Origin of the sequence: Streptomyces sp. NPDC127092, assembly GCF_042722475.1 — a bacterium.
In the GTDB taxonomy this organism is placed as follows: domain Bacteria; phylum Actinomycetota; class Actinomycetes; order Streptomycetales; family Streptomycetaceae; genus Streptomyces.
In genome coordinates this window covers 108,255-134,550 of the sequence record NZ_JBHXFE010000003.1, presented here as the reverse complement: position 1 = coordinate 134,550, position 26,296 = coordinate 108,255, and the positions used below count along the sequence as shown (strand labels likewise).

The 26,296-nt window shown below is 70.9% G+C and carries 23 protein-coding genes and 2 tRNA genes; 11 read left to right on the top strand and 14 right to left on the bottom strand.

Annotation, left to right across the window (positions count from 1 at the left end; genetic code table 11):
* Positions 1 to 127 precede the first annotated feature (127 nt).
* Positions 128 to 1,102: a hypothetical protein gene (locus tag ACFWJO_RS03700; protein WP_386863205.1), complete on the top strand. Its 975-nt coding sequence runs from the start codon at positions 128 to 130 to the stop codon at positions 1,100 to 1,102.
* Positions 1,103 to 1,177: 75 nt separating this feature from the next.
* On the opposite strand, the gene clpX is transcribed toward ACFWJO_RS03700, so the two are convergent.
* The 5 genes from clpX to ACFWJO_RS03675 all read right to left on the bottom strand — a co-directional run bounded on the left by clpX (position 1,178) and on the right by ACFWJO_RS03675 (position 5,843).
* The gene (gene clpX, locus ACFWJO_RS03695; RefSeq protein WP_030494070.1) at positions 1,178 to 2,461 is read right to left on the bottom strand and encodes an ATP-dependent Clp protease ATP-binding subunit ClpX; all 1,284 of its coding nucleotides are present in this window, start codon (positions 2,459 to 2,461) and stop codon (positions 1,178 to 1,180) included.
* A gap of 156 nt (positions 2,462 to 2,617) precedes the next feature.
* On the bottom strand, positions 2,618 to 3,280 hold the full coding sequence (locus tag ACFWJO_RS03690; RefSeq protein ID WP_181019059.1) for an ATP-dependent Clp protease proteolytic subunit: 663 nt from the start codon (positions 3,278 to 3,280) through the stop codon (positions 2,618 to 2,620).
* Positions 3,281 to 3,341: 61 nt separating this feature from the next.
* Positions 3,342 to 3,959 carry an ATP-dependent Clp protease proteolytic subunit gene (locus ACFWJO_RS03685; protein WP_384421660.1) on the bottom strand — a complete coding sequence of 206 codons (618 nt, stop codon included), beginning with the start codon at positions 3,957 to 3,959 and terminating at the stop codon, positions 3,342 to 3,344.
* A gap of 282 nt (positions 3,960 to 4,241) precedes the next feature.
* Complete coding sequence (gene tig / locus ACFWJO_RS03680) at positions 4,242 to 5,621, bottom strand: trigger factor (protein WP_386863204.1); 1,380 nt, start codon at positions 5,619 to 5,621, stop codon at positions 4,242 to 4,244.
* A gap of 145 nt (positions 5,622 to 5,766) precedes the next feature.
* Positions 5,767 to 5,843: transfer RNA gene (locus ACFWJO_RS03675), tRNA-Pro, on the bottom strand.
* A 131-nt stretch (positions 5,844 to 5,974) separates the two neighbouring features.
* Between ACFWJO_RS03675 and ACFWJO_RS03670 the strand changes: the two genes are divergently transcribed.
* Together ACFWJO_RS03670 and ACFWJO_RS03665 are read left to right on the top strand one after the other, a co-directional pair.
* Positions 5,975 to 6,045 (top strand) — tRNA-Gly (locus ACFWJO_RS03670).
* 158 nt (positions 6,046 to 6,203) lie between these two features.
* On the top strand, positions 6,204 to 6,584 hold the full coding sequence (locus ACFWJO_RS03665) for an amphi-Trp domain-containing protein (RefSeq protein WP_386863203.1): 381 nt from the start codon (positions 6,204 to 6,206) through the stop codon (positions 6,582 to 6,584).
* A gap of 15 nt (positions 6,585 to 6,599) precedes the next feature.
* Here the strand turns inward: ACFWJO_RS03665 and ACFWJO_RS03660 are convergent, their stop codons facing one another.
* From ACFWJO_RS03660 to ACFWJO_RS03650, 3 genes are all read right to left on the bottom strand, one after another.
* Entirely contained in the window at positions 6,600 to 6,794 is a 195-nt protein-coding gene (locus ACFWJO_RS03660; protein ID WP_386863202.1) for a hypothetical protein, read from the bottom strand.
* 160 nt (positions 6,795 to 6,954) lie between these two features.
* Positions 6,955 to 7,452, bottom strand: coding sequence for an HD domain-containing protein (locus ACFWJO_RS03655; protein ID WP_386863201.1), 498 nt, complete (start codon positions 7,450 to 7,452; stop codon positions 6,955 to 6,957).
* A 5-nt stretch (positions 7,453 to 7,457) separates the two neighbouring features.
* Positions 7,458 to 8,603 carry a PP2C family protein-serine/threonine phosphatase gene (locus ACFWJO_RS03650; RefSeq protein WP_386863200.1) on the bottom strand — a complete coding sequence of 382 codons (1,146 nt, stop codon included), beginning with the start codon at positions 8,601 to 8,603 and terminating at the stop codon, positions 7,458 to 7,460.
* A 107-nt stretch (positions 8,604 to 8,710) separates the two neighbouring features.
* On the opposite strand from ACFWJO_RS03650, the gene ACFWJO_RS03645 reads away from it, so the two are divergent.
* A complete protein-coding gene (locus ACFWJO_RS03645) occupies positions 8,711 to 9,940 on the top strand; it encodes a GNAT family N-acetyltransferase (RefSeq protein ID WP_386863199.1) in 1,230 nt (409 codons plus the stop codon).
* Positions 9,941 to 9,992: 52 nt separating this feature from the next.
* On the opposite strand, the gene ACFWJO_RS03640 is transcribed toward ACFWJO_RS03645, so the two are convergent.
* Together ACFWJO_RS03640 and ACFWJO_RS03635 are read right to left on the bottom strand one after the other, a co-directional pair.
* Entirely contained in the window at positions 9,993 to 10,802 is an 810-nt protein-coding gene (locus ACFWJO_RS03640) for an Fpg/Nei family DNA glycosylase (RefSeq protein WP_386863198.1), read from the bottom strand.
* The gene (locus ACFWJO_RS03635) at positions 10,802 to 11,296 is read right to left on the bottom strand and encodes a ribose-5-phosphate isomerase (protein ID WP_386863197.1); all 495 of its coding nucleotides are present in this window, start codon (positions 11,294 to 11,296) and stop codon (positions 10,802 to 10,804) included. The genes ACFWJO_RS03640 and ACFWJO_RS03635 overlap by 1 nt, the downstream gene beginning before the upstream one ends.
* A gap of 205 nt (positions 11,297 to 11,501) precedes the next feature.
* Between ACFWJO_RS03635 and ACFWJO_RS03630 the strand changes: the two genes are divergently transcribed.
* Together ACFWJO_RS03630 and ACFWJO_RS03625 are read left to right on the top strand one after the other, a co-directional pair.
* Positions 11,502 to 12,962: an amino acid permease gene (locus tag ACFWJO_RS03630; RefSeq protein ID WP_386863196.1), complete on the top strand. Its 1,461-nt coding sequence runs from the start codon at positions 11,502 to 11,504 to the stop codon at positions 12,960 to 12,962.
* An 80-nt stretch (positions 12,963 to 13,042) separates the two neighbouring features.
* Positions 13,043 to 14,326, top strand: a complete 1,284-nt coding sequence (locus ACFWJO_RS03625) for an FAD-dependent oxidoreductase (protein WP_386863195.1) — start codon at positions 13,043 to 13,045, stop codon at positions 14,324 to 14,326.
* 84 nt (positions 14,327 to 14,410) lie between these two features.
* On the opposite strand, the gene ACFWJO_RS03620 is transcribed toward ACFWJO_RS03625, so the two are convergent.
* The gene (locus ACFWJO_RS03620; protein ID WP_384421682.1) at positions 14,411 to 15,004 is read right to left on the bottom strand and encodes a biotin transporter BioY; all 594 of its coding nucleotides are present in this window, start codon (positions 15,002 to 15,004) and stop codon (positions 14,411 to 14,413) included.
* 252 nt (positions 15,005 to 15,256) lie between these two features.
* Between ACFWJO_RS03620 and ACFWJO_RS03615 the strand changes: the two genes are divergently transcribed.
* Together ACFWJO_RS03615 and ACFWJO_RS03610 are read left to right on the top strand one after the other, a co-directional pair.
* Positions 15,257 to 16,660: an amino acid permease gene (locus tag ACFWJO_RS03615; RefSeq protein WP_386863194.1), complete on the top strand. Its 1,404-nt coding sequence runs from the start codon at positions 15,257 to 15,259 to the stop codon at positions 16,658 to 16,660.
* A 115-nt stretch (positions 16,661 to 16,775) separates the two neighbouring features.
* Positions 16,776 to 18,218: an amino acid permease gene (locus ACFWJO_RS03610; protein WP_386863193.1), complete on the top strand. Its 1,443-nt coding sequence runs from the start codon at positions 16,776 to 16,778 to the stop codon at positions 18,216 to 18,218.
* A 6-nt stretch (positions 18,219 to 18,224) separates the two neighbouring features.
* Here ACFWJO_RS03610 and ACFWJO_RS03605 read toward each other — a convergent pair whose 3' ends face one another.
* Complete coding sequence (locus tag ACFWJO_RS03605) at positions 18,225 to 19,661, bottom strand: CAP domain-containing protein (RefSeq protein WP_386863192.1); 1,437 nt, start codon at positions 19,659 to 19,661, stop codon at positions 18,225 to 18,227.
* A 263-nt stretch (positions 19,662 to 19,924) separates the two neighbouring features.
* Here ACFWJO_RS03605 and ACFWJO_RS03600 point away from each other — a divergent pair, with 263 nt between their 5' ends.
* Positions 19,925 to 20,569: a superoxide dismutase gene (locus ACFWJO_RS03600; protein WP_386863191.1), complete on the top strand. Its 645-nt coding sequence runs from the start codon at positions 19,925 to 19,927 to the stop codon at positions 20,567 to 20,569.
* A 121-nt stretch (positions 20,570 to 20,690) separates the two neighbouring features.
* On the opposite strand, the gene ACFWJO_RS03595 is transcribed toward ACFWJO_RS03600, so the two are convergent.
* A complete protein-coding gene (locus ACFWJO_RS03595; protein ID WP_384421490.1) occupies positions 20,691 to 21,326 on the bottom strand; it encodes a DsbA family protein in 636 nt (211 codons plus the stop codon).
* 166 nt (positions 21,327 to 21,492) lie between these two features.
* Between ACFWJO_RS03595 and pepN the strand changes: the two genes are divergently transcribed.
* A complete protein-coding gene (pepN, locus tag ACFWJO_RS03590) occupies positions 21,493 to 24,054 on the top strand; it encodes an aminopeptidase N (RefSeq protein ID WP_386863190.1) in 2,562 nt (853 codons plus the stop codon).
* Between the two features lie 238 nt (positions 24,055 to 24,292).
* Positions 24,293 to 25,126, top strand: coding sequence for a hypothetical protein (locus ACFWJO_RS03585; protein ID WP_386863189.1), 834 nt, complete (start codon positions 24,293 to 24,295; stop codon positions 25,124 to 25,126).
* A gap of 16 nt (positions 25,127 to 25,142) precedes the next feature.
* Here ACFWJO_RS03585 and ACFWJO_RS03580 read toward each other — a convergent pair whose 3' ends face one another.
* Positions 25,143 to 26,261 (bottom strand): serine hydrolase domain-containing protein, encoded by a 1,119-nt coding sequence (locus ACFWJO_RS03580; RefSeq protein ID WP_386863318.1) that lies wholly within the window; start codon positions 26,259 to 26,261, stop codon positions 25,143 to 25,145.
* Positions 26,262 to 26,296 lie beyond the last annotated feature (35 nt).

Here is a 26,296-nt window from a genome sequence, read left to right as displayed (position 1 = left end):
AGGGGTGTCCCGGACGTGTCCTGAAACGCGATTGTTCGGTAACGGTGTGCCCCCCAGCGCTCCGGCAGGGCGGGGCTTCCGACAGGATGTTCGCTACGCATAAACATCCTGTGAGGGGAACCTGTCCATGAGCTACAACCAGCCGGGCCCGTACGGCGGCCAGCCGAACCCCTACGGCCAGCAGCCCGGCCCCTACGGCGGCCAGCCGAACCCCTACGGCCAGCCTCAGGCCCCGCAGCCGGGCTACGGCTACCCGCAGCAGGCCCCGCAGGGCGTCCCGCCGCAGCAGCCCCCGTACGGCTACCCGCAGCAGCAGCCCGCCCCCTACGGCCAGCCGCCCCAGCAGCCCCCGTACGGCGCCCCGCAGGGCCCCGGCGGCTACATGCCCCCGCCGCCGCCCGTCAAGAAGAGCAAGGCCGGCTGGATCATCGGCGGCATCGCGGTGGTCGCGGCGCTCGGCGTGGGCGCGTACTTCGTGTTCGGCGGGGGTGCCGGCGCGGGCAACGGTGCCGTGGCCGACGACACCAAGGGTTACAAGCTGACCGCCCCGGAGAACGTCGGCGAGTACAAGAAGGCCCCGGGCGCCGCGGGCAAGTCCCCGACGCTGAACGACGAGCAGAAGGCGCGCGCCGAGGCGCTGGGCGTGAAGAACGCCGCTCAGACCTTCGGCCAGTACAAGAACAGCACCGAGCCGCTCAAGGGCAAGCAGCTCAGCTTCAGCGGTCTGTACGGCGAGATCGCCGACCCGGAGAAGACGATCGACGCCTACTTCGCGAGCATCGGCAAGAACCCCGATGCCGAGAAGATGGGCATGAAGTACGAACTCGTCGGCAGCGCCGAGACGGTGGAGCCGTCGGGGTTCAAGGGCGCCCTGATGAAGTGCCAGAACGTGAAGATGACCAGCGAGAAGGAGTCGGGCTCGGCGGCGCTCGGCCCCAAGTCGCTGGAGGCCCCGACCTGCATCTGGGCCGACTACTCGACCCTCGGCTCGGTCAACCTGATCGACCTGTCGACCATGATGACCGGCGGCGCCCCGCTGCCGCAGTCCGAGGTGGCCGACCTGGCGGCCAAGCTCTACAACACCTCGCGCAGCAAGGCCTGATCCGCCTGACCGCATGAACGAAGGGGCGCCCCGCCGGGTTCGGTGGGGCGCCCCTTCGTGGTGCGGGTGCGGCGGCTACGCGCTCTTCTCGTGCCTGCCGTCGTTCTTCACGATGCGCGGGACCAGTGTCGGGTTCACGTTGTTGCGGACCACGTCCGCCGTGATGACCACGCGGGCCACGTCCTTGCGGGACGGGACCTCGTACATCACCGACTGGAGGACCTCCTCCATGATGGCGCGCAGGCCGCGCGCGCCGGTGCCGCGGAGGATGGCCTGGTCGGCGATGGCCTCCAGGGCCGGGCGGTCGAAGTCCAGCTCCACGCCGTCGAGTTCGAAGAGGCGCTGGTACTGCTTCACCAGGGCGTTGCGCGGCTCGACGAGGATCTTCAGGAGGGCTTCGCGGTCCAGGTTGTGGACGGAGGTGATGACGGGGAGGCGGCCGATGAACTCCGGGATCATCCCGAACTTCACGAGGTCCTCCGGCATGACCTCCTGGAACTGGTCGCTCGCCTCGATCTCCCGCTTGGAGCGGATGGTCGCGCCGAAGCCGATGCCCTTGGCGCCTGCCCGCGACTCGATGATCTTCTCCAGGCCGGCGAAGGCGCCGCCCACGATGAAGAGCACGTTCGTCGTGTCGATCTGGATGAACTCCTGGTGCGGGTGCTTCCGGCCGCCCTGCGGCGGGACGGAGGCCGTCGTGCCTTCCAGGATCTTCAGGAGGGCCTGCTGCACGCCCTCGCCGCTCACGTCCCGCGTGATCGACGGGTTTTCGCTCTTACGGGCGACCTTGTCGATCTCGTCGATGTAGATGATGCCGGTCTCGGCCTTCTTGACGTCGTAGTCGGCGGCCTGGATCAGCTTGAGCAGGATGTTCTCGACGTCCTCGCCGACATAGCCCGCCTCCGTCAGCGCCGTCGCGTCGGCGATGGCGAACGGCACGTTCAGCATGCGGGCGAGCGTCTGGGCCAGGAGGGTCTTGCCGGACCCCGTGGGGCCGAGCAGCAGGATGTTGGACTTCGCCAGTTCGATGGCGTCGTCCCGGCCCTGCGCGCCGCCGTTCTCGCCGGCCTGGACGCGCTTGTAGTGGTTGTACACCGCGACCGAGAGGGCCTTCTTGGCCGGCTCCTGGCCGACCACGTAGCCCTCCAGGAACTCGTAGATCTCGCGGGGCTTGGGAAGCTCTTCCCAGCGCACCTCGCTCGTCTCCGCGAGCTCCTCTTCGATGATCTCGTTGCAGAGGTCGATGCACTCGTCGCAGATGTACACACCGGGGCCTGCGATGAGCTTCTTCACCTGCTTCTGGCTCTTTCCGCAGAACGAGCACTTGAGCAGATCGCCGCCATCACCGATGCGTGCCACGAGGTGCTTCCCCTTCGCCTGGGAGCGCTTGGTTCAGCGACTCCTGGTGCCTCATATTCGACGGTACCTTGCCGGGCCCCCCGTTCGGGCCCCCCTTGGCCCGGTTGGCATGGACGGGATTCGGCCATGCCCACCGGGACGAGGGAAGGTCGAGCGTCAGGCTGCCGCGGCGGCCGTGCTCTTGCGGGTCGAGATGATCTGGTCGATCAGGCCGTACGCGAGGGCGTCCTCGGCGGTCAGGATCTTGTCGCGCTCGATGTCGTCGCGGATCTTCTCGATCGGGGTCGAGGAGTGCTTGGCCAGCATCTCCTCGAGCTGGCTGCGCATGCGCAGGATCTCGTTGGCCGCGATCTCCAGGTCGGAGAGCTGCTCACGGCCGGTGCCGCCGGAGGGCTGGTGGATCAGCACCCGCGCGTTCGGCAGGGCCATCCGCTTGCCGGGGGTGCCGGCGGCGAGCAGCACGGCCGCGGCGGAGGCCGCCTGGCCCATGCAGACCGTCTGGATGTCCGGCTTCACGAACTGCATCGTGTCGTAGATGGCCGTGAGGGCGGTGAAGGAGCCGCCCGGGCTGTTGATGTAGATCGAGATGTCGCGGTCCGGGTCCATCGACTCCAGGCACAGCAGCTGCGCCATGACGTCGTTGGCCGAGGCGTCGTCGATCTGCACGCCGAGGAAGATCACGCGCTCCTCGAAGAGCTTCGCGTACGGGTCGTACTCGCGGACGCCCTGCGAGGTGCGCTCGACGAAGCGCGGCACGACGTAGCGGTTGTCCACCTGCGGGCCGGTGTAGAGGCCGCTCGCGGAGAAGTTCGGGGTCATGGGGCTGTTCACCATCCTGAGGGCGATCGTGGGCTGGGGCTCTGGAACGGGCTGCCGGGGCTCAGGCGCCCGTGCCGCCGCCGCCCGGGACACCCGCGGCGTGGGTGATGATGTCGTCGATGAGGCCGTACTCCTTGGCCTCGTCCGCGGTGAACCAGCGGTCGCGGTCGCCGTCGCGGATGATCGTCTCGACGGTCTGGCCGGAGTGGTGCGCGGTGATCTCGGCCATGCGCTTCTTCGTACGGAGAAGGTACTCGGCCTGGATCTTGATGTCCGAGGCGGTGCCACCGATGCCGGCGGAGCCCTGGTGCATCAGGATGTCGGTGTTCGGCAGCGCGAAGCGCTTGCCGGGGGTGCCGCCGGTGAGCAGGAACTGGCCCATCGAGGCCGCCATGCCCATACCGATGGTGACGACGTCGTTCGGGATGTACTGCATGGTGTCGTAGACGGCCATGCCGGCCGTCACGGAGCCACCGGGGCTGTTGATGTAGAGGAAGATGTCCTTCTCCGGGTCGGCGGCCAGGAGGAGCATCTGCGCGGTGATCTTGTTGGCGATGTCGTCGTCGACCTGCTGGCCGAGGAAGATGATGCGCTCGCCGAGCAGCCGGTTGTAGACATGGTCGCCGAGGCCGCCACCGATGGACGGCTCACCCGCGGCGTAAGGCTTCAGATTCGTCACGTATCCACCTGCTCGTCTCCGACGGCCCCGGGCCGTCTCGCGTCTCGTTCTGAGGGCAGTGCCCTCGTATTCATGGACCCTAACGCGCAGGTAGGACAACGCCATCCCGGTTCCCGAACTGTTCGCTGGGAGCGCAAGGTAGTTGGGCGCGCATAAACGGGTCACGAAGGGGTTCCCGGAGGGTTCCCGGTACGTCCACGGGCCCGGCGCACTGCTGTGCGTCCGGGCCCGTGGCGCGGGGTTCAGCGGGGGGCCTGGGCCTCCCGGTGAGCCTGGTGGGGCTTACTTCTCCTCGGAGACCTCGGCCTCGCCGGTGACGGCCTCGACCGTCTCGGTGGCCTGCTCCTCGTCCTCGTCGGACAGGTCGACCACGTTGCCGTTGGTGTCGACGACCTTGGCGGCCTCGACGACGACCGCGAGGGCCTTGCCGCGGGCGACCTCGCCGACCAGCATCGGCACCTGGCCGCCCTGGACGACGGCCTGGGCGAACTGGTCGGGGGACATGCCGGAGGAGGCGGCGCGGCGCATGAGGTGCTCGGTGAGCTCCTCCTGGTCCACGTTCAGCTTCTCCTGGGAGACCAGCTCGTCGAGCAGGAACTGGGTCTTGATGCCCTTGACCGCCTGCTCCTTGGTCTCGGCCTCGAACTCCTCGACCGTCTTGCCCTGGAACTCCAGGTACTTCTCGAGGGTCAGGCCCATCTGGCCGAGCTGGTGGTGCTCCAGGTTGTGCTTGCGGGTCTGGATCTCGTCCTCGAGCAGCTTCTCGGGAACGGGGATCTCCGCGAGCTCCAGGAACTTCTCCAGGACGCGCTCCTGGGCCTGGGTGGCCTGGTCGAACTGCTTCATGTTCTCGAGGCGCTTGCGGCTGTCGGCCTTGAGCTCGTCGAGGGTGTCGAACTCGGACGCCATCTGCGCGAACTCGTCGTCGAGCTCGGGGAGCTCACGGGCGGCGACGGCAGTGACCTTGACGGTGACCTCGGCCTCCTTGCCCGCGGCGGAGCCGCCCTTCAGCTCGGAGGTGAAGGTGGCCTCGCCGCCGGCCTCCAGGCCGGTGACGGCGGCGTCGATGCCGTCGAGCAGCTCGCCGGAGCCGATGGTGTACGAGACGCCGTTGGCGATGCCGTCGGGGAGGACCTCGCCCTCGACCTTGGCCTCGAGGTCGATGGTGACGACGTCACCCTCGGCGGCGGCGCGCTCGACCGGGTTGGTGGAGGCGAAGCGCTCGCGCAGCTGCTCCACGGACTTCTCGACGTCCTCGTCGGTGACCTCGACCGCGTCGACCTCGACCTCGATGCCGGAGTAGTCCGGGATCTCGATGGCCGGGCGGATGTCGACCTCGGCGGTGAAGGCCAGCAGCTCGCCGTCCTTCAGCTCGGTGATGTCGACCTCGGGCTGGCCCAGCGGGTTGACCTCGGCCTCGTTGACCGCCTCGGTGTACAGCTTCGGGAGCGCGTCGTTGACGGCCTCCTCGAGGACGGCACCGCGGCCGAAGCGCTGGTCGATGACGCGCGCGGGGATCTTGCCCTTGCGGAAGCCCTTGACCGTGACCTGCTGGTTGATCTTCTTGTACGCCGCGTCGAGGCTGTCCTTGAGCTCCTCGAAGGGCACCTCGACAGTGAGCCGAACCCGGGTCGGGTTCAGGGTCTCCACGGCGCTCTTCACGGTTCGGTCTCCTTGTGGCTGATTCCTGGTTTCCGGCGGCGCCGCCCGTGGCGGTTCCGGCCGATCGGCCCGGTCAGAGAGACACACGGGCACGCAGCTTGCATAGTAACCGCAAGCGGCTTGCGCCCCACAACGTGATCTTGGCTGGTCGGGGTGGCGGGATTTGAACCCACGGCCTTCCGCTCCCAAAGCGGACGCGCTACCAAGCTGCGCCACACCCCGTCGGTGCGACACGTAGGGTACATGGACGGGGACGGTGCGACGCCCCCTCTTTCCGAGGGGCGTGCGAGCACCCGCCAGGACCGGCTACGATGGCGTCCGTGCCGCGGCCCTGGCCTGCGGCGCACTGCTGTGCGGGCGTAGCTCAATGGTAGAGCACTAGTCTTCCAAACTAGCTACGCGGGTTCGATTCCCGTCGCCCGCTCTGTTCGGCCCGGGGCCGGTCCGGAGACACGTTCTCCGGCCCGGCCCCGAGGCGTTCCCGGGCCCTTGCGTCGACCCTTTCACCAGCCCTTGCGTCGAGCCTTTCGTACCTTTTGCGGGGTTCTTCGGGGGGCCGGAGAATGGGCGCCGGAGGCACTCATGACGGACCTGAAGTACGAGCAGAAGCGCTCGATGTCCCGTGTCGAGGCGGCCGATCAGCTCTCGGCGCTCGCCGACGCCCTCAGGAAGGGCGGGGACGCGGAGCTGGAACTGGGCGCGGGAACGCTGAGCCTGCGCATCCCGGACGAGCTGCGCGGTGAGCTGGAGTTCGAGGTCGACGACGGGGAGGTCGAGCTGGAGATCGAGTTCACGTGGTCGACGGCCCGGGGCTCGACGCCGAAGGAGACCGGAGACTCGACCCGGAAGGCGACCCGGGGCTCGGCCCCGAAGGAGACGGCGAAGGCCGCCACGGACGAGCGCGCGAAGACGGCCACGAAGGCTTCCCGGGGCCGCAAGCGCGCCGCCGCCAGGCCGGCGTGACCGCGAGCAGGGCACTCAGAACTTGATGGCGCCGATCGTCTGCGTTATCGAGTCCAGGAAGCGCTGGATGTCGTCGGCCATGCCCGTGGAGGCGAGGAAGAAGCCGAAGAGGACCGCGACGACGGCCGGACCGGCCTTCAGGTTTCCGCCACGGATCAGCACCACCAGGATGATCGCCAAAAGCAGCACCACGGACAGTGAAATGGCCACAACTGATCACACCCTCGGTCGGTCCCGCCCTTGCCGCCGGGGAGCGCACGTCACAGAACACCCCCGCCGCATCTATCGTGCCACCAACTTCCTGCCCACCGCGGCCGGGTGACGAATCGTCGTCGCAAGGATCGAGCCAACGTGACGAAATCCGTCTTGATCATTTCCCTGTGGCCTGATCTTTTCCCTCTGTGAGTCCCAACAGGGACCGCATCCGGGCGTACTTGGCCGTCAGCCGCTCCCCCGTCGCCGGGTCGAGCGCGGCGAGGCGGGCCGGGTCGGCGTTGTGCGCGAGGTCGGACTCCTTGACCAGCAGGGCGCCCGGGGTGGCCAGAACGCGACGGGCGTAGTCCTCCGGCGGCTCACCGGTCCGCTTGGTGAGGGCGCGCACCATCGCCTTGACCTCGTCCGGCAGCGCGGCGTCCGCCAGCCACCGCTCGGACAGGGCGTCGTCCTCGACGGCGTCGTGCAGCCACCCGGCCGCGATCTGCGCCTCGCTCCCGCCCCGGGCCCGCACGCCCTCGGCGACGGCCCGCAGGTGCTCGGCGTACGGCCGGCCCGCCTTGTCGGTCTGCCCGGCGTGGGCGGCGACGGCGACGGCCTCGACCTCGGCCAGGGTGAGGTACGGGCGCGGGCCGGGGTGCGGGGTGTCGGTCACGGTGGCTACCCCTTGCGGCTGATCAGGAGGAGGGCCCGGTCGTCGTTGACGTCCTTGGCGCAGGCTTCGATGAGGTGCCAAGCGGCGCCCTCGAAGCCGCCGGCGATGTGGCGGTCGGCCTCGCCGGTGAGGCGGTCGATGCCCTCGGCGATGTCGCGGTCGGCGCTCTCGACGAGGCCGTCGGTGAAGAGCATCAGGACGTCGCCGGGGCGCAGGGCGCCCTTGACCGGGTGGAACTCGGCACCGTCGTACACGCCGAGGAGCGGTCCTTCGGCGGCCTTCTCCTCCCAGCGGCCGGTGCCCGCGTGGAGCTGGAGCGCGGGCAGATGGCCGGCGGAGAGCAGCTCGTAGTCGCCGGACTCCAGGTCGAGGACCAGGTGGACGGAGGTGGCGAAGCCCTCGTCCCAGTCCTGGCGCAGCAGGTAGCCGTTGGCGGCGGGCAGGAAGCCGTGCGGCGGCAGCGAGCCGAGGAGGCCGCCGAAGGCTCCGGAGAGGAGCAGCGCGCGGGAGCCCGCGTCCATGCCCTTGCCGGAGACGTCGGTGAGCACGACCTCCAGGGTGCGTCCGCCGTTGGTGCGGGCGGCGACGACGAAGTCGCCGGAGAAGGACTGGCCGCCGGCCGGGCGCAGGGCCATCTCGCGGTGCCAGCCGGCCGGGAGGCGGGGCAGCGCGCTCTGTACGCGGATGCGTTCGCGCAGGTCGAAGAGCATGGTGCCGCCGCGCCGCCAGGGCACGCCGACGCGGGCCCGGAACTGGGCGATGAGCAGCCCGAACAGGCCGCAGGCCGCGACGACCAGGACGGTGCCCGGGGTGACCCGGGCCGGGCCCTCGGTGTACGGACCGAGGACGAGCGACTCGACGATGAGCGCGCCGGCGGCGGCCGCGTACAGGCCGAGGAGGCTGGCGGGGCGCAGCAGCAGCCCGCCGGCGACGATCGGCAGGACGAGGGCGACCGGCGAGCACCAGACGGGGTTGGTGACGGTGCCGACGGCGATGGCGGGGACCGTGAGCAGGAGCCCGGCCATCGCGATCCAGTCGGAGCCGTCTCCGCGGAAGTAGTCGACCCCGCTCCGGCGCAGCGCGACGCGGGCCCGGCGGGCGCTCCTGCGCATCCGGGCCGCGTACGAGTCGAGTACTCCGCGACGTCCCATTGGCCTGGACCCTATCCACACGGTCGGAGCTCGTGCAGGGGGACCCAGGTGACAAGGCGTGTGAAAACGGGTCGCGTCGGGTCGTGGAGCGCTGATATCGATGGCATATGACGACGGAACTGCGGGTGCTCGATCCCGCCGAATGGGACAACTGGTACGCGGTGCTGGAGCTGGCGTTCGGTGGCGTTCCGGAATCGGACGAGGAGCGCAAGCTCTGGCAGGAGCTGACCGAGCACGAGCGGTCCATCGGCGCGTGGGACGGCGACCGCTGTGTCGGCACGGCGGGCGCGTTCTCCTTCCGCCTCTCGGTCCCGGGCGGGAACGTGGTGCCGGCGGCCGGCGTCACCATGGTGAGCGTGGCCGGGACGCACCGGCGGCGCGGGATCCTCACGTCGATGATGCGGCGCCAGCTGGAGGACGTACGGAGCCGGCGCGAGCCGCTGGCGATCCTGACGGCCTCGGAGCCGGTGATCTACGGGCGGTTCGGGTACGGCGCGGCGACCTACGCGGTGCACGCGACGATCGACACGACCCGGGTGCGGCTGACGCTGCCGGAGGGCACGGACGAGGTCTCGCTGCGGGTGACGACGCCGACGGAGGCGCTCGACGCGACCGAGGCCGTGTACGCGCGTCTGGTCACCGGCCGGCCCGGAATGCTGGAGCGCCGCCCCGGCTGGGAGCGGGTGGCGCTGCTCGACCCGCCCGCCGAACGGGAGGGCGCTTCGCCGCGGATGTGCGTGCTGGCGGAGCGGGACGGGGAGGTCGTCGGCTACGCGCACTACGCGATCAAGCCGGACTGGTCCTTCGCGGGTTCCGACGGCTCCGTCTCGGTGCAGCAGCTGGCCGGCCTCGACCCGGTGGCGGAGGCGGCGCTGTGGCGGTTCCTGTGCTCGGTGGACCTGACCGCGCGGGTGAAGGTGCGCAGCAGGCCGGTGGACGACGCCTGGCAGCACCTGGTGACGGACGTCCGGCGCTGCGAGCCGGCGCTCCGGGAGATCCTCTTCGTCCGGCTGGTGGACGTGGGCGCGGCGCTCGCGGCGCGGACGTACCAGACGCCGGTGGACGTGGTGTTCGAGGTCGAGGACGCGTTCTGCCCCTGGAACGAGGGGCGTTGGCGGCTGACGGGGGACGCGTCGGGCGCGAGCTGTGTCCGTACGGACGAGGCGGCGGACCTGTCCCTGTCCGTACGGGAGCTGGGAGCGGCCTACCTGGGCGGCGTCTCGCTGCTGTCGCTCGCCGCGGCCGGGCGCGTCCGCGAGGTGCGCGCGGGAGCGCTGGCTGCGGCTTCGGTGGCGTTCGGGTCCCCGGTGGCGCCGTGGCTGCCGCACAGCTTCTAGCCGGAGGCCGGGGGGTGTCCCGTCGAGCCGGGGATGAACGGCGAGGCACCCCCTAGGACTGCTGGCAGTCCGGGCACCAGAAGAGGTTGCGGTGGGCGAGGTCCGCCGTGCGGATCGCGGTGCCGCAGACGTGGCAGGGCAGCTGGGCCCGGCGGTAGACGTAGACCTCGCCGCCGTGGTCGTCGACGCGCGGCGGGCGGCCCATCGCCTCGGGCGTGTGCTCCGGGCGGACGGTGTCGATGCGGTTCAGCCGCACGCCCTCGCGCATCAGCGCGACGAGGTCGTCCCAGATCGCGCGCCACTCCCGCTCGGTCAGGTCCCTGCCCGCGCGGTACGGGTCGATGCCGTGCCGGAAGAGGACCTCGGCGCGGTAGACGTTGCCGACGCCCGCGACGATCTTCTGGTCCATGAGGAGCGCGGCGATCGTGGTGCGGGACCTCGATACGCGGAGCCAGGCGCGCGCCGGGTCGTCGCCGTCCCTGAGGGGGTCGGGGCCGAGCCGGTCGTGTATGGACCGCTTCTCGGCGTCGGTGATCAGCTCGCAGGCCGTCGGGCCGCGCAGGTCGACGTACGACTCCGGGTTGGCGAGGCGCAGCCGGACCGTGTCCGTGGGCGGCGGCGCGGGGGCGTCGCCGAAGGTGACCTTGCCGAAGAGGCCGAGGTGGACGTGGACCCATTCCTCGCCGGGGAAGCCGAGGAAGAGGTGCTTGCCGTGGGCCTCGGTGCGGGCGAGCACCGTGCCGTCGAGGAGCGCCGCGGAGTCGGCGAACTTGCCCTGCGGGCTGGAGACACGCACAGGCCGGCCGCCGAACCGTTCCCGGTAGTCGGCGGCCAGCCGGTGGATGGTGTGCCCTTCGGGCATCAGGCGGTGGGCTCCTGCGGGTGGTGGGCCGGGATCGGGGGGAGCTCGCCGGTGGTCTCGTACGCGCTGAGCATGTCGATGCGGCGGGTGTGGCGCTCGTCGCCGGAGTACGGGGTGCTCAGGAAGATCTCGACGAACTTGGTCGCCTCTTCCTCGGAGTGCATGCGGGCGCCGACGGCGACCACGTTGGCGTTGTTGTGCTCGCGGCCGAGGGCGGCGGTCTGCTCGCTCCAGGCGAGGGCGGCACGGACGCCCTTGACCTTGTTGGCGGCGATCTGCTCGCCGTTGCCGGAGCCGCCGATCACGATGCCGAGGCTGCCCTCGTCGGCGGCCGTCCTCTCGGCGGCGCGCAGGCAGAACGGCGGGTAGTCGTCCTGGGCGTCGTAGATGTGGGGACCGCAGTCGACGGGCTCGTGGCCGTGGGCCTTCAGCCACTCGACGAGGTGGTTCTTGAGTTCGTAGCCGGCATGGTCGGAGCCGAGGTAGACGCGCATGGTCCGAGTGTGGCACGGGCGGAGCCGGGTAGCGGTCATCGGGGTCGGGACGTCGGTCCCGGGCGCCGGGGACCTTCGTCCCGGCAGGTCCGGACCTTATGTCCTGAATCACGATCCGGAATCAGCTCTTCCGTACTCCCCGGTCACCCGGTTTCATTGCTCCAGCTCGCGACCCGAGCATGCCCCCATACCGAAGGAAGCGTTCATGAACACGCAGCCGACCCTGGCGAAGGAAGGCGGCACCACCGGAAACCCCGGTGAAGTCCAGCCCGACGGCGCGAACGGCCTCAAGGCCGGGCTGAAGAACCGCCACCTGTCGATGATCGCCATCGGCGGTGTCATCGGCGCCGGCCTCTTCGTCGGCTCCGGCTCCGGCATCGCCGCGGCCGGCCCCGCCATCCTCCTCTCCTACGCGCTCGTCGGCGCGATGGTCGTCTTCGTGATGCGGATGCTCGGCGAGATGGCCGCCGCCCGCCCCTCCTCCGGCTCCTTCTCCGCCTACGCCGACCAGGCGCTCGGCCGCTGGGCCGGCTTCACCATCGGCTGGCTGTACTGGTTCTTCTGGGTGGTCGTCCTCGCGGTCGAGGCGACCGCGGGAGCGGTGATCCTGGAGAGCTGGATCCCGGCAGTGCCGCAGTGGGCCTGGGCGCTCATCGTGATGGTGGTGCTCACCGCGACCAACCTCGGCTCCGTCGCCTCGTACGGCGAGTTCGAGTTCTGGTTCGCCGGCATCAAGGTCGTCGCCATCGCGGCCTTCGTCGTCATCGGCTTCCTCGCCGTCTTCGGCGTGCTGCCGGGCTCGGACAACCCGGGCGCGGGCCTCGCGCACCTCACCGACGCCGGGGGCTTCTTCCCGATGGGCGCGGGCGCGATCCTCACCGGCGTGCTGATGGTCGTCTTCTCCTTCATGGGCAGCGAGATCGTCACCCTGGCCGCCGGCGAGTCCGAGGACCCGCAGCGCGCCGTCACCAAGGCCACCAACAGCGTGATCTGGCGGATCGGCGTCTTCTACCTGGGCTCGATCTTCGTCGTCCTCACCCTGCTGCCGTGGAACGACAAGTCGATCGTCGAGAAGGGCTCGTACGTCGCCGCCCTCGACTCCATCGGCATCCCGGCCGCCGGCCAGATCATGAACGTGATCGTCCTGACCGCCGTGCTGTCCTGCCTGAACTCGGGCCTCTACACCGCCTCCCGCATGGCCTTCTCGCTGGGCCAGCGCGGTGACGCGCCCGCGTCCTTCGCCCGCACCAACGCCAAGGGCGTGCCGGTCACGGCGATCCTCGCCTCCGTCGTCTTCGGCTTCGTGGCGGTCTTCTTCAACTACTGGCGGCCGGACGACGTCTTCGCCTTCCTGCTCAACTCCTCCGGTGCGGTCGCGCTCTTCGTGTGGCTGGTCATCTGCCTGACCCAGCTGCGGATGCGCAAGATCATCCTGCGCGAGTCCCCGGAGAAGCTGGTCGTGAAGATGTGGCTCTTCCCGTACCTGACCTGGGCCACCGCCGCCATGATCGTCTTCGTCCTCGGCTACATGGTCTACGACGGCGGCAGCAACCGTGAGCAGGTCGTCCTCTCGCTGCTCGTCGCGGCGCTGGTCCTCGCCATCGGCATCGTGAAGGACCGGTTCCGGAAGCCCGCGGAGCTCACGGAGCCCTCCGACAGGATCTGAACCCATACCTGACGGAAGCTGTCAGGTATCCGCGAAAGGCTCTCCGTACACCGACCACCTCGGGAACGGAGAGCCTTTCCATGTCCGCGTACGACCAGTTCACCGGCTTCCAGACCGCCTTCCCCGTGCGCCCCGAGCGGCTCGTCGAGGCCACCGGCCCCGACGACGTCCGCGCCGCCGTCCGGTACGCGGCCGGGCACGGCCTCACCGTCGCCGTGCAGTCCACCGGGCACGGGCGCGGCGGGCCCGTCGAGGGTGGGCTGCTCATCGACACCCGGCGGATGGACGACGTGACGGTGGACCCGGTGGCGCGCACCGCGCGGATCGGCGCCGGGGCCCGCTGGGGCCGGGTCGTGGCGGCCGCCGCGCCGCACGGGCTCGCCCCGCTCAACGGCTCCTCGCCCGGCGTCGGCGTGGTCGGCTACCTCCTCGGCGGCGGTCTGGGCATCCTCGGCCGTACGTACGGCTGGGCCGCCGACCACGTCCGCTCGCTCGACCTGGTGACGGCGGACGGCGCCCTGCGGCACCTGACGCCGGGCGACGCGGCGTTCGAGGCGGTGCTCGGCGGCGGTCACGGGCTCGGCGTGGTCACCGCCGTCGAGACCGGCCTGGTGCCGGTCGCCCGCCTCTACGGCGGCTCGCTCGCCTTCGACGGGGCCGTGGTCGAGCCGGGCCGGGTGCTGCGGGCCTACGCGGAGTGGGCCTCGGGCGTGCCCGAGGCGCTGACCTCCTCGCTCGCCGCGCTCGTCTACCCGGACGTCCCGGCCCTGCCGCCGCACCTGCGCGGCCGGTACGTGCTGTCGGTGCGGATCGCCTTCACGGGCGACGCGGCGGACGGCGAGCGGCTGGTGGCGCCGCTGCGGGAGCTCGGGCCCGCGCTCTCCGACTCGCTGCGGGAGCTCCCGTACACCGAGAGCCACACCATCCACGCGGACCCGGACTTCCCGCACGCCTACTGGGGCGACGGGATCCTGCTCGACGCGACGGACGGGGACGCGCTGGCCGAGGTCCTCGACCTGACCGGGCCGAAGGCCGACCGGATGGCGGTCGTGCAGCTCAACCACCTGGGCGGGGCGCTCGCCGCGGAGCCGGCGGCGCCGAACTCCGTGCCGTACCGCGAGGCGGGCTGGCTCGTGCGGGCCCTGTACCCGCTCGACGAGGCCGGTCCGGCGCCGGTACGGGAGCTCCACGCGCGCGTGGAGCGGGCGCTCGCACCGCGCACGCTGGGGCGCGCGGCCAATTTCGTCTTCGGCGACGGGGAGCGGACGGACGGCCTGTACGACTCCGCGACGGCGAAGAGGCTCGCCGCGGTCAAGTCGGAACTCGACCCGGCGAGCCTCTTCGGGGCCTTCGGGAAGCGGTGAGCGCGCGAGCGCGGGCCTTGGGCGGCGCGGACCGGGGGCGGTGCGGACCGCGGGCGGCGCGGCCCGGGGCGGCCCCTTGGCGGCTCAGCCCTTGTGGCCGAGCAGCTTCCAGGCGGTCGGCAGGGCGCCCATCGCCAGCGCGGCCTTGAGGGCGTCGCCGATGAGGAACGGGGTCAGGCCCGCGGCGACGGCCTGGCCGAAGGACATGCCGGTGGCGAGGGCCAGGTACGGCACGCCGACCGCGTAGATGACCGCCGAGCCGAGGACCATCGTGCCGGCCGTGCGGAGCACCGAGCGGTCGGCGCCGCGGCGGGCCAGGGCGCCGACGACGGTCGCGGCGAGCAGCATGCCGAGGATGTAGCCGAAGGACGGCATGGACCAGCCGGAGGTGGCCTGGGCGAACCACGGCACGCCCGCCATGCCGGCGACGGCGTACAGGGCGAGGGCGAGGAAGCCGCGGCGGGCGCCGAGCGAGGTGCCGACGAGCAGGGCGGCGAAGGTCTGGCCGGAGACCGGGACCGGGGAGCCCGGGACGGGCACGGACAGCTGGGCGGCGAGGCCGGTGAGCGCGGCGCCGCCGACGACCAGCGCGAGGTCGCGGACGCGGCTCGACGGGATCAGGTCGGCGAGGACCGTCCCGGAGCGGAGGGAACGGACGGGGGCGGCGGCGGTGCTCATCGGTACTCCGCGGAAGGAAGGGGACAGGGGGACGGCTCGACCGTATGCCAGGAGTGAACGGCCGATCACCATCAGCCGCCCACAAAGCGGAGGTTGAGCCCTTCGTGGAGATCGGACAAAGCCCGTCGTTCACGCCTTCCGCCACGTGACGCTTGTCACTGGGCACTCTTGTCCAGTGGTCCCTTTTGCGCCAGGAGACGGCCACCGGAGAGACTGTGGGGTCCCCATAAACCGTCCGAAGCGCGAGCCCCCATGCACGACGCCCCGCCCGCCCCTCCGTCCTCCCTCGCCCCGGAACGGGAGCCGCTCTCCCACGGGCTGAAGCGGCGTCACCTGACGATGCTGGGGCTCGGCGGGGTGATCGGCGCCGGGCTCTTCGTCGGCTCGGGCGCGGGCATCGCGGTGGCGGGGCCCGGGATCGTCGTCTCGTATCTGCTCGCCGGCGCGCTCGCGATGCTGGTGATGCGGATGCTGGGCGAGATGTCGGCGGCGATGCCGGCGTCCGGCGCCTTCTCGGTGCACGCGGAGCGGGCGCTCGGCCGCTGGGCGGGCTTCTCGGTGGGCTGGCTGTACTGGTTCCTGCTGGTGGTGGTGCTCGCGGTGGAGGCGACGGGCGCGGCGCGGATCGCGCACGGCTGGGTGCCGGGCGTGCCGCAGTGGGCCTGGGTGCTCGTCTTCATGCTGGTGTTCACGGCGGCCAACCTGGCGGCGGTGAGGAACTTCGGCGAGTTCGAGTTCTGGTTCGCGGCGCTGAAGGTCGGCGCGATCGTGCTCTTCCTGGTGCTGGGCGTGCTGGCGATCGCCGGCTGGCTGCCCGACACCGACCCGGTGGGCCTGGCGCGTCTGACGGGCGAGGGCGGCTTCCTGCCCAACGGCTGGGCAGGGGTCGTCTCCGGCGTGCTCGCCGTGGTCTTCGCCTTCGGCGGGCTCGAGGTCGTGACGATCGCGGCGGCGGAGTCGGACGACCCGGCGCGCAACGTCGCGCGGGCGGTGCGGAGCGCCGTGTGGCGCATCCTCTTCTTCTACGTGGGCTCGATGCTGGTGATCGTGACCCTGCTGCCGTGGACCGCGATGCGGCCGGGCGAGTCGCCGTACGTGGCGGTGCTGGACGCGATCGGGGTGCCGGCGGCCGGCCAGATCATGAACGTGGTGGTGTTCGTGGCGCTGCTCTCGGCGCTGAACGCCAATCTGTACGGCTCCTCGCGGATGGTGTTCTCGCTGGCCGAGCGCGGTGAGGCGCCGAAGGGACTGCTCAGGGTGTCGGGCGGCGGGGTGCCGCGGCGGGCGGTGCTGGCGTCGGTGGCCTTCGGCTTCGTCTCCGTACTGCTGAATCTGAAGTGGCCGGATTCGGTCTTCCTCTACATGCTGAACGCGGTCGGCGCGGTGCTGTTGTTCGTGTGGGCGCTGATCGCGGTGTCCCAGCTGCGGCTGCGGCGCCGGATCGAGCGGGAGGCGCCGGAGACGCTGTCGCTGCGGATGTGGGGCTTCCCGTGGCTGACCTGGGTGGCGCTCGCGGCGATGGCGGCGGTGCTCGTGCTGATGCTGCGGGACGAGGCGGCGCGGCCGCAGGTGCTGTGGTCGGCCGGGGCGACGGCGGCGGTGCTGGTGGTGGCGTGGGGGCGGGAGCTGCGCGGTTCCTCCACGAAGCGGAGCTGAACCTTCACCTTGTGTGAAGCTCGTGCCCGTATAGCGGACATCTGTTCCCTGTGAGCGGTGCGGGCCCACAGACTGTGGGCCACCTCCCCGTCTCACCTCATGAACAGGTTCGCCCATGTCCCGGACCACCGCGCCCGCGCCGGCCGACCGCAAGGACGACGCGAGCGCTCCTGCCGGGGGCCTGTCCCACGGCCTCAAGCAGCGCCACCTCTCGATGATCGCCCTCGGCGGCGTCATCGGCGCCGGCCTCTTCGTCGGCTCCGGTGCCGGCATCGCCGCGGCCGGCCCGTCGATCGTCCTCGCGTACGCGATCTCCGGTGTGCTCGTCATGCTGGTGATGCGGATGCTGGGCGAGATGTCGGCGGCGAACCCGGCCTCGGGCTCCTTCTCCGTCCACGCCGAGCGCGCCTTCGGCCCGTGGGCCGGTTTCACCGCCGGCTGGGCCTTCTGGTTCCTGCTGTGCGTGGCCGTCGGCCTGGAGGGCATCGGCGCCGCGAAGATCATGACGGGCTGGTTCCCCGGGACCGCGGAGTGGGCCTGGGTGGCCCTGTTCATGGTGGTGTTCTGCGGCACGAACCTGGCGGCGGTGAAGAACTTCGGCGAGTTCGAGTTCTGGTTCGCCGCGCTGAAGGTCGGCGCGATCGTCCTCTTCCTCGGCATCGGCGTGCTCGCCATCGTCGGCGTGCTGCCGGGCACCGACGCCCCCGGCGCGGCGAACCTCTCCGGGGACGGCGGCTTCTTCCCGCACGGTTCGGAAGGCCTGATCGTCGGTCTGCTCGCCTCGGTCTTCGCGTACGGCGGTCTGGAGACCGTCACCATCGCCGCGGCCGAGTCCGAGCACCCGGTGCAGGGCGTCGCCAAGGCCGTCCGCACGGCGATGTGGCGCATCGCCCTCTTCTACATCGGCTCGATGGCGGTCATCGTCACCCTGGTGCCGTGGGACGACAAGGCGGTCGTCGAGAAGGGCCCGTACGTCGCGACGCTCGACCACCTGGGCATCCCGGCCGCCGGCCAGATCATGAACGTGGTGGTCCTGGTCGCCCTGCTCTCGGCGATGAACGCCAACATCTACGGCGCCTCCCGCATGGCCGGCTCGCTGGTCGCCCGCGGCCAGGGCCCGCAGGCGCTCGGCCGCACCTTCGGCGGCGTGCCGCGCACGGCGGTCCTCGTCTCCTCGGTCGTCGGCTTCGGCTGCGTGCTGCTGAGCTACTGGTCGCCGGACAAGGCCTTCATCTGGCTGCTCAACACCATCGGCGCGATCATCCTGGTCGTCTGGTTCTTCATCGCGGCCTCCCAGCTGGTGCTGCGCCGCCGCACCGAGCGCGAGGCGCCGGAGAAGCTGGTCGTGAAGATGTGGCTGTTCCCGGCCCTGACCTGGGTGGCGCTGGCCGGCATGGCGGCGGTCTTCTTCCTGATGGCCCGTGAGGAGGGCACCCGGATCCAGCTCTACTCGACGGGCGCCCTGACGCTGGTGCTCGCGCTGGTCGGCCTCGCCCTCCAGAAGTCCCGCGGGACGGCGTCCACCCCGACGAACGACCCGGCCCCCGAGGAGGCCTGACCTCGCTCACTGGGAGAACACCCGGTTCGCCGGGGCGTCCCAGAAGAGGTGCTTGATGGCGCCGTCCTCGCTGCGATAGAAGACGTGCTGCTGATTCGGCCACACCAAGGTGGCCGGATCATCGGTGGCGTCGGCGGCGACACGGCCCATCCGGCTCCAGTCCTCGGCGTACACCCGGTTCTGACCCGCATCCCAGAACAGATGCCGAACGGTCCCGGCCGTACTCCGATAGAAGACATGCTGCTGCCCCGGCCACACCATCGTCGCCGGGTTCCCGGCAACATCGGCAGCAGCACCGGCCTTCTGATTCCAGTCGTCGGCGAACACCCTGTTCTGACCCGCATCCCAGAACAGATGCCGAACAGTCCCAGCCGTACTCCGGTAAAAGACATGCTGCTGCCCCGGCGTCACCATCGTCGCCGGATCCCCGGCGACATCCGCCGCCACACCCGCCATCCGGCTCCAGTCCTCGGCGAACACCCTGTTCTGACCCGCATCCCAGAACAGATGCCGAACAGTCCCAGCCGTACTCCGATAGAAGACATGCTGCTGCCCCGGCCACACCATCGTCGCCGGGTTCCCGGCAACATCGGCAGCAGCACCGGCCTTCTGATTCCAGTCGTCGGCGAACACCCTGTTCTGACCCGCATCCCAGAACAGGTGCTTGAGGGTGCCGCCCTCGCTCCGGTAGAAGACGTGCTGCTGGTTCGGCGTCACCATGGTCGCCGGGTCCCCGACCGCGTCGGTGGCGACCTGCGCCCGTGCGTTCCAGCTGTTCGCGGGAGGTGCGACCGCGCCTCCGGGCGGTATGGCACGCTCCCCGATCCGGTTGCCCGCGGGGGCGTACCGGCAGACCAGGATCCAGCCGGTGTTGCCCGACACCGGAACGCCCTCCCTCACACCGCAGCCGATGGCAGTGGTGGGTGAGGCGGAGGACATCCACACCATCTGGGAGTAGTGGCCCCACACGTGGTAGTTGGTGTCGTTCACCGGAGCGTTGCCGTCGGCGTCGAACGCGGGCTTCTCGGCCATCCAGCTGTAGCGCACGCCCGGATCCACCGCGATCAGCGGTCGCGCCGGGCCCGGGTAGGAGTTGAGCAGGTTCTCCCCCTGTCGGCCCCTGGCCTCGAAGCCGCTGTGGTGCAGTGTCCCGCCCGCGCTGGACGCGGGGTCGTCGGCCCAGGCCTGGGCGTCGCAGGCGAGCTTGGGGTCCCAGCGGACCGAGACGACGGCAAGTCCGGGGTGGTACTTCTCCACGGCCTCCCGGCGTGCTTCGTTGTGCGCGCGGACGAGGCCGTCGGCGTCGGCGGGGCTGATCCGTGAGCCGGTGCCGGGCGGCGCCTCGGGTGTGGGACACAGGGCGGACCGCGGGAGAGAAGCGAGAGCAGGAGCACTTCCGGCCCCGGCGCGGGTGTCGGCCGATGCCGCCGGCACCGGGCCCATCAGGACGAGACCGCAGACAGCCGCGGTCGCTACGGCGAAGGAATTCGGCTTCATCGGGCACCCCGACGGGACTGAGGCGGACCGGCGCGGAGACTCCGCTTCCCGAACGCGATCCGTCGCGCGCCGGACGATGAGCCCATCGTCACCCATTCAGCGCAGATCTTCCCGTCCAAAGATCAACCACTCAACTATGCACATGCTGATAGCCTGCACTTGCATATAGGTTGCAATAAGCAGTCGGTCGAAGGGCTAGGGCTCGGCACATGGCGATCTACACACTTCCGGAGCTGCCGTACGACTACGCGGCGCTGGAGCCGGTGATCAACCCGCAGATCATCGAGCTGCACCACGACAAGCACCACGCGGCCTACGTGAAGGGTGCGAACGACACGCTGGAGCAGCTGGAGGAGGCGCGCGAGAAGGAGGAGTGGGGAAGCATCAACGGGCTGGAGAAGAGCCTGGCCTTCCACCTCTCCGGGCACATCCTGCACAGCATCTACTGGAACAACATGAACAGCCCGAAGGACGGAGGCGGCGGTGAGCCGCTGGCCGCCGACGGGGTCGGCGAGCTCGCCGACGCGATCACCGAGTCCTTCGGCTCCTTCGCCCGGTTCAAGGCCCAGCTGACCAAGGCCGCCGCGACCACCCAGGGCTCCGGCTGGGGTGTCCTCGCGTACGAGCCGATCAGCGGCCGGCTGATCGTCGAGCAGGTCTACGACCACCAGGGCAACGTCGGCCAGGGCTCGGTCCCGGTCCTCGTCTTCGACGCCTGGGAGCACGCCTTCTACCTGCAGTACAAGAACCAGAAGGTCGACTTCATCGAGGCCATGTGGCAGGTCGTCAACTGGCAGGACGTGCAGAAGCGCTACGCCGACGCGAAGGGACGCACCCCGCTGATCGGCATCTGACGGACTCCTGCTCGTGATCGTCTTCTCAACCTTCACCGGGCAGGCGAAAAGAGGACGGCCCCCGCGGCACCCCCCTTCCGGGGGCGAACCGCGGGGGCCGTCCGCGTGTGCGGACCCGGGCCTACTCGAAGCTCGGCGCCGCCGTCCGGGTGCGCTTGATCTCGTAGAAGCCCGGCGTCGACGCGACGAGCAGGGTGCCGTCCCACAGCCGGGCGGCGGCCTCGCCACGCGGGGTCGGGGTGACGACCGGGCCGAAGAAGGCGACCTCGGCGCCGTCCGCGCCGGGGACGGAGATCACCGGGGTGCCGACGTCCTGGCCGACCTTGTCGATGCCCTCCTTGTGGGAGGCGCGCAGCTCGGCGTCGTACGTGTCCTTGTCCGCGTAGTCGACGAGCTCGGCCGGCAGGCCGACGTCGGCGAGCGCGGCGGCGATGGCCTCGCGGGTCGGGCCCTCGCCGTCGTTGTGGAAGCGGGTGCCGAGCGCCGTGTAGAGCTTGCCGACGACCTCGTCACCGTGCAGCTGCTGGGCGGCGACGACCACGCGCACCGGGCCCCAGGCCTTGGTCTCGAGCATCTCCCGGTACTCCGGCGGCACCTCGTCCAGACGGTTCTCGTTGAGCACCGCCAGGCTCATGACCTTCCAGCGCACGTCGACCGGGCGCACCTTCTCGACCTCCAGCATCCAGCGGGACGTCATCCAGGCCCACGGGCACAGCGGGTCGAAGAAGAACTCGGCGGTGGTCCTGCTCTCGGACATGTGACTCCTCGGAAAGGGCCTCGGTACGGGCGGGGAAACGTGCTGGGCAAGGTGTTGCGCCGAAAAGGCGCAACGCCGGGGAACGCGGCGGCATTCCCGTGTACCCCGCGTCAGTGGCACATGGCAGGATCGGTGCTGTTTCGATGGCGTCACGAAGGAGTGCCCCGTGCCCGGTGAGAATCTGTCCCGCGACGAGGCCCGCGAGCGGGCCGAGCTGCTGTCCGTCGACGGGTACGAGGTCTACCTCGACCTGCGGTCGGCGGTCGGCGAGTCGGGGGAGGGCGTGCGCACCTTCCGCTCGGTGACCACGCTGCGCTTCCGCCGCACGGGCACCGGCGACGCCACCTTCGTCGACCTGGTCGCCCCCTCGGTGAACGCGGTCACGCTCAACGGCCGCGCGCTCGACCCGGCGGTCGTCTTCGACGGCTCGCGGATCGCCGTCGACGGCCTCGCCGACGAGAACGTGCTGGTCGTCGACGCCCAGTGCGCCTACAGCCGCACCGGCGAGGGCATGCACCGCTTCGTCGACCCGGAGGACGGCGAGGTCTACCTCTACACGCAGTACGAGCCGGCCGACGCCCGCCGCGTCTTCGCCAACTTCGAGCAGCCCGACCTCAAGGCCCCGTACCGCTTCGAGGTGGACGCCCCCGAGGGCTGGACGGTCTGGTCGAACGGCGCCGGCGAGCAGGACGCCGAGGGGCGCTGGCGGTTCGCCGAGACGGCGCCGATCTCCACGTACATCACGTGCGTCGTCGCCGGGCCGTACCACTACGTGACGGACACCTACAAGCGCGTCTCCGACGACGGCACCGAGCTCGTGATCCCGCTGGGCGCGATGTGCCGCAAGGGCCTCGCGAAGCACTTCGACGCGGACGACGTCTTCCTGATCACGAAGCAGGGCTTCGACTTCTTCCACGACAACTTCGACTTCCCGTACCCCTTCGGGAAGTACGACCAGGCCTTCGTGCCCGAGTACAACCTCGGCGCCATGGAGAACCCGGGCATGGTCACCTTCCGCGAGGAGTACATCTACCGCGGCAAGGTGACGCAGGCGGCGTACGAGCGCCGGGCCAACGTGATCCTGCACGAGATGGCCCACATGTGGTTCGGCGACCTGGTCACCATGGTGTGGTGGGACGACCTGTGGCTGAAGGAGTCCTTCGCCGACTTCATGGGCTCCTTCTCGCTCGCCGAGGCGACCCGCTTCACCAACAGCTGGGTGACCTTCGCCAACAACCGCAAGGCCTGGGCGTACCGCGCCGACCAGCTGCCGTCCACCCACCCGATCACGGCCGACATCCGTGACCTGGAGGACGCCAAGCTCAACTTCGACGGCATCACCTACGCCAAGGGCGCGTCGGTCCTGAAGCAGCTCGTGGCGTACGCGGGCCGGGACGCGTTCCTCGAGGGCGCGCGCCGCTACTTCAAGCGCCACGCGTACGGCAACACGCGCCTGGGCGATCTGCTGTCGGTCCTGGAGGAGACCTCCGGCCGGGACATGAAGGCCTGGGCGAAGTCCTGGCTGCAGACCTCCGGCGTCAACAGCCTCACGCCGGTCGTCACGTACGACGCCGAGGGCCGGATCACCGAGCTCGCCGTCCTCCAGGACGGCGACGAGCTGCGCCCGCACCGCGCCGCCGTCGGCCTCTACCGCCTCACGGACGGCGAGCTCGTGCGGTACGCGCGCGTGGAGGCGGACATCACGGGTGCGAGCACGGTCGTGGCCGAGCTCGCGGGCGCCGAGAAGCCGGACCTGGTCCTGGTCAACGACGACGACCTCACGTACTGCAAGGTCCGCTTCGACGAGGGCTCGCTCGCCACCCTGCGCGCCCACCTCGGCGACATCACCGACCCGCTGGCCCGCGCCCTGTGCTGGTCGGCGCTGTGGAACCTGACCCGCGACGGGCTGATGCCGGCCCGCGACTTCGTACGGATCGCGCTGGACTTCGCGGGCCGCGAGACCGACATCGGCGTCCTGCAGATGGTGCACGCCTGGGCGCAGTCGGCCGTCACCCACTACGCGGCGCCGGACTGGCGTCCTGAGGGCGGGCGGCTGCTCGCCGAGGGCGGGCTGCGCGAGCTGCGGCTCGCCGAGCCGGGCAGCGAGCACCAGCTGACCTGGGCGCGCTTCTTCGCCGCCGTCGCGTCCTCCGAGGCCGACCTCCAGCTCCTGGAGGGTCTGCTCGACGGCTCGGCCGCGGTCGACGGGCTCGACGTGGACCAGGAGCTGCGCTGGGCGTTCCTGGAGCCGCTGGCCACGCACGGCCGCGCCGACGAGGCCCGGATCGGCGCGGAGCTGTCCCGCGACGACACCGCGACCGGCAAGCGGCACCAGGTGCGCTGCCTGGCGGCCCGGCCCTCGGCCGCGGTCAAGGCACAGGCCTGGGCGCAGGTCGTCGAGTCGGACGCGCTGTCGAACGCCCTCGTGGAGGCGACGATCGCGGGCTTCGTACGGCCCTCGCAGCGCGAGCTGATCGCCCCGTACGCGGAGAAGTACTTCGCGGTGATCGAGCGGATCTGGGCGGAGCGGTCCATCCAGATCGGCATGGACGTGGTGCGCGGTCTGTTCCCGGGGCTCCAGGACCGGCCGGAGACGCTGGCCGCGACCGACGCCTGGCTGGACGAGCACGCCGACGCCGCCCCGGCGCTGCGCCGTCTCGTCCTGGAGGCGCGGGACGACCTGGCGCGGGCGCTGCGGGCGCAGGAGTGCGACGGGCGCGCGCTCTGATCCCCGGCCCTGCCTCGTAGGGCGCCTTCGGCCCCCGGCGGAGACCCTCCGCCGGGGGCCGCCGTGCGTACGGGCGGGCCCGGAGGGCGGGCGGGCCCGGTGGCGTGCCGCGTGCCTGGTGGGCGGGCCGCGCCTACTCGGCACTCGAACGCGCGTACTTTAGTGCGGGGTTGTCCCTAAATGTCGACGGGCGTGTAACAGCGGTTAGTTGAGGTCCGGACGACGGAAGACCGTCGACATGAACCACGACACCTCCCCCAAGGCCCCCCTCTCCCCCCTCCCCCACACCGGAGCCGACCGGTTCCGCGAGGCCGTCCGCCACGCGGGCGGCGGGTCGATGCTCACCGGGCTCGCCGCCCTCTCCCTGCACCGCTTCGCCTCCGCTCCCCCGCCCGGCATGATCGACCGGGTCGACGTCCTCGTGCCGCGCACCCGGCGGCTGCGCTCGACCGGCCTCGTCCGGGTGGTGCGCACGGCCGAGCCGCCGCAGTCGCTGGAGATCGACGGGCTGCCGGTCGCCCCGGTGCCCCGGGCGCTCGCCGACGCCGTCTCGGCGCTGTCCGACGCGGGCGTGGTGCGCCGGCTGCTCACCGAGGCCGTGAGCGCCGGCCACTGCGAACCGGGGTCCGTCGTCAGGGAGTTGAATCGGGCCCGGCTGCTGACCCGGCCCCATGTGGTGGACGCGGTGGACTCGCTGCTCGCCGAGGGCCGGTCGATCGCCGAGGACCGGCTGTACACGATGGTGCGGGAGTTCGCTCTGCCGGACCCGCTGTGGAACGTAGACCTGCGGCTGCCCGGCGGCCCCCACCTCGGCGGCGTGGACGCCTACTGGCCGGACCAGGCGGTCGCGGTGGAGCTGGACACCCGGGCGCCGCGGCAGGACGACGACGCGCTCTGGTCGGAGTACACGCGCAAGCGCGAGCACCTGGAGCGGCTCGGCATCACCGTCGTCCACCTGACCCCGCGCAAGCTGCGCGAGGCGATGGACCAGCAGGCGACCGTGGTCCGTACGGCCCTGATGGCCGCGCCGGACCGGCAGCCGCCCGCCTACGTCGTCGTCCTGCCCCGCTGAACGCCGCCCCCGTGGGCTACTTCTCCGGAGCCGTGCCGCAGAACTCCGCCTCGATCACGGTCTGGGTGTCACCCGTCCAGTCGGCGTTGAAGTTCCCGGCGAGGGAGTGCTCGCCGTCGCGGGTGGCGTACGCCTCCGAGACGGAGCCGTGGATGCCGCCGCCGTGCCCCCAGATCTCCTTGCCGCAGCTCAGCTTCTGCCAGGAGATCCCGAGACCGTAGCGGAACTCCGGGTACTCGGCGGAGACCGGAAGCGTGGTCGTCAGCTCGCGCATCTCGGCCCTGGGCAGCAGCCGGCCCTTGAGCAGGGCCCGGTAGAAGGTCTGGAGGTCGCGGGAGTCGGAGATCATCTCGCCGGCCGCGGACGCGATGCTCGGGTTGAGGTCGGTGACGTCGTACGTCGGACCGCCGGTCTCGGGGGCGAGCTTCGAGTAGGCGCCCGAATTCGGCTCCGGCATGCGGGAGTCCGTTCCGGGAACGGTGGTGGCGCGCAGCTTGAGCGGCTTGATGATCCGGTTCTCGACCGCCTTGCCGTAGGGACGTCCGGTGACCTTCTCGATGACCATGCCGGCGAGGACGAAGTTGGTGTTGGAGTAGCGCCAGGAGGTGCCGGGCGCGAAGTCGGGTGCATGCCCCATGGCGACGTCGACGAGCTGCCGCTGTGTCCAGGTGTCGTAGCGGTGCTCGAGGAAGCCGGAGCCGAAGACCTTCTGCTGGAAGGCGGGGTCCTCGGTGTAGCTGTAGATGCCGCTGGAGTGGTTGAGGAGCTGGCGGACGGTGATCTTCCGGCCGTCGTGGCCGTTGCCGCGGACCACGCCGGGCAGCCACTTCTCGACCGGGTCGTCGAGGTCGAGCCGGCCCTCGGCCTGGAGCTGGAGGAGGACGGTGGCGGTGAAGGTCTTGGTGATGGAGCCGACCCGGTAGCGGTCGTCGCCCTCGCGCTCGCCCGCGGTGCCGGTCCAGCGGTCCTTTCCGTCGCGGGCCGCCGCGACGGCGCCGGGCACGCCCGCGGCCACGGCCGCGTCCAGGGCCTGCTGGGTGGCGGCGTGGGAGGGCGCGGCCGGGGGCGCGGCGGCGACGGCGGGTGCGGCGAGCGCGGTCGCGGCGAGGCCGGCCACCAGGCCAGTGGCAAAGATGGTACGAACAGTGCGCGACGCTGAAGTTTGAGCTC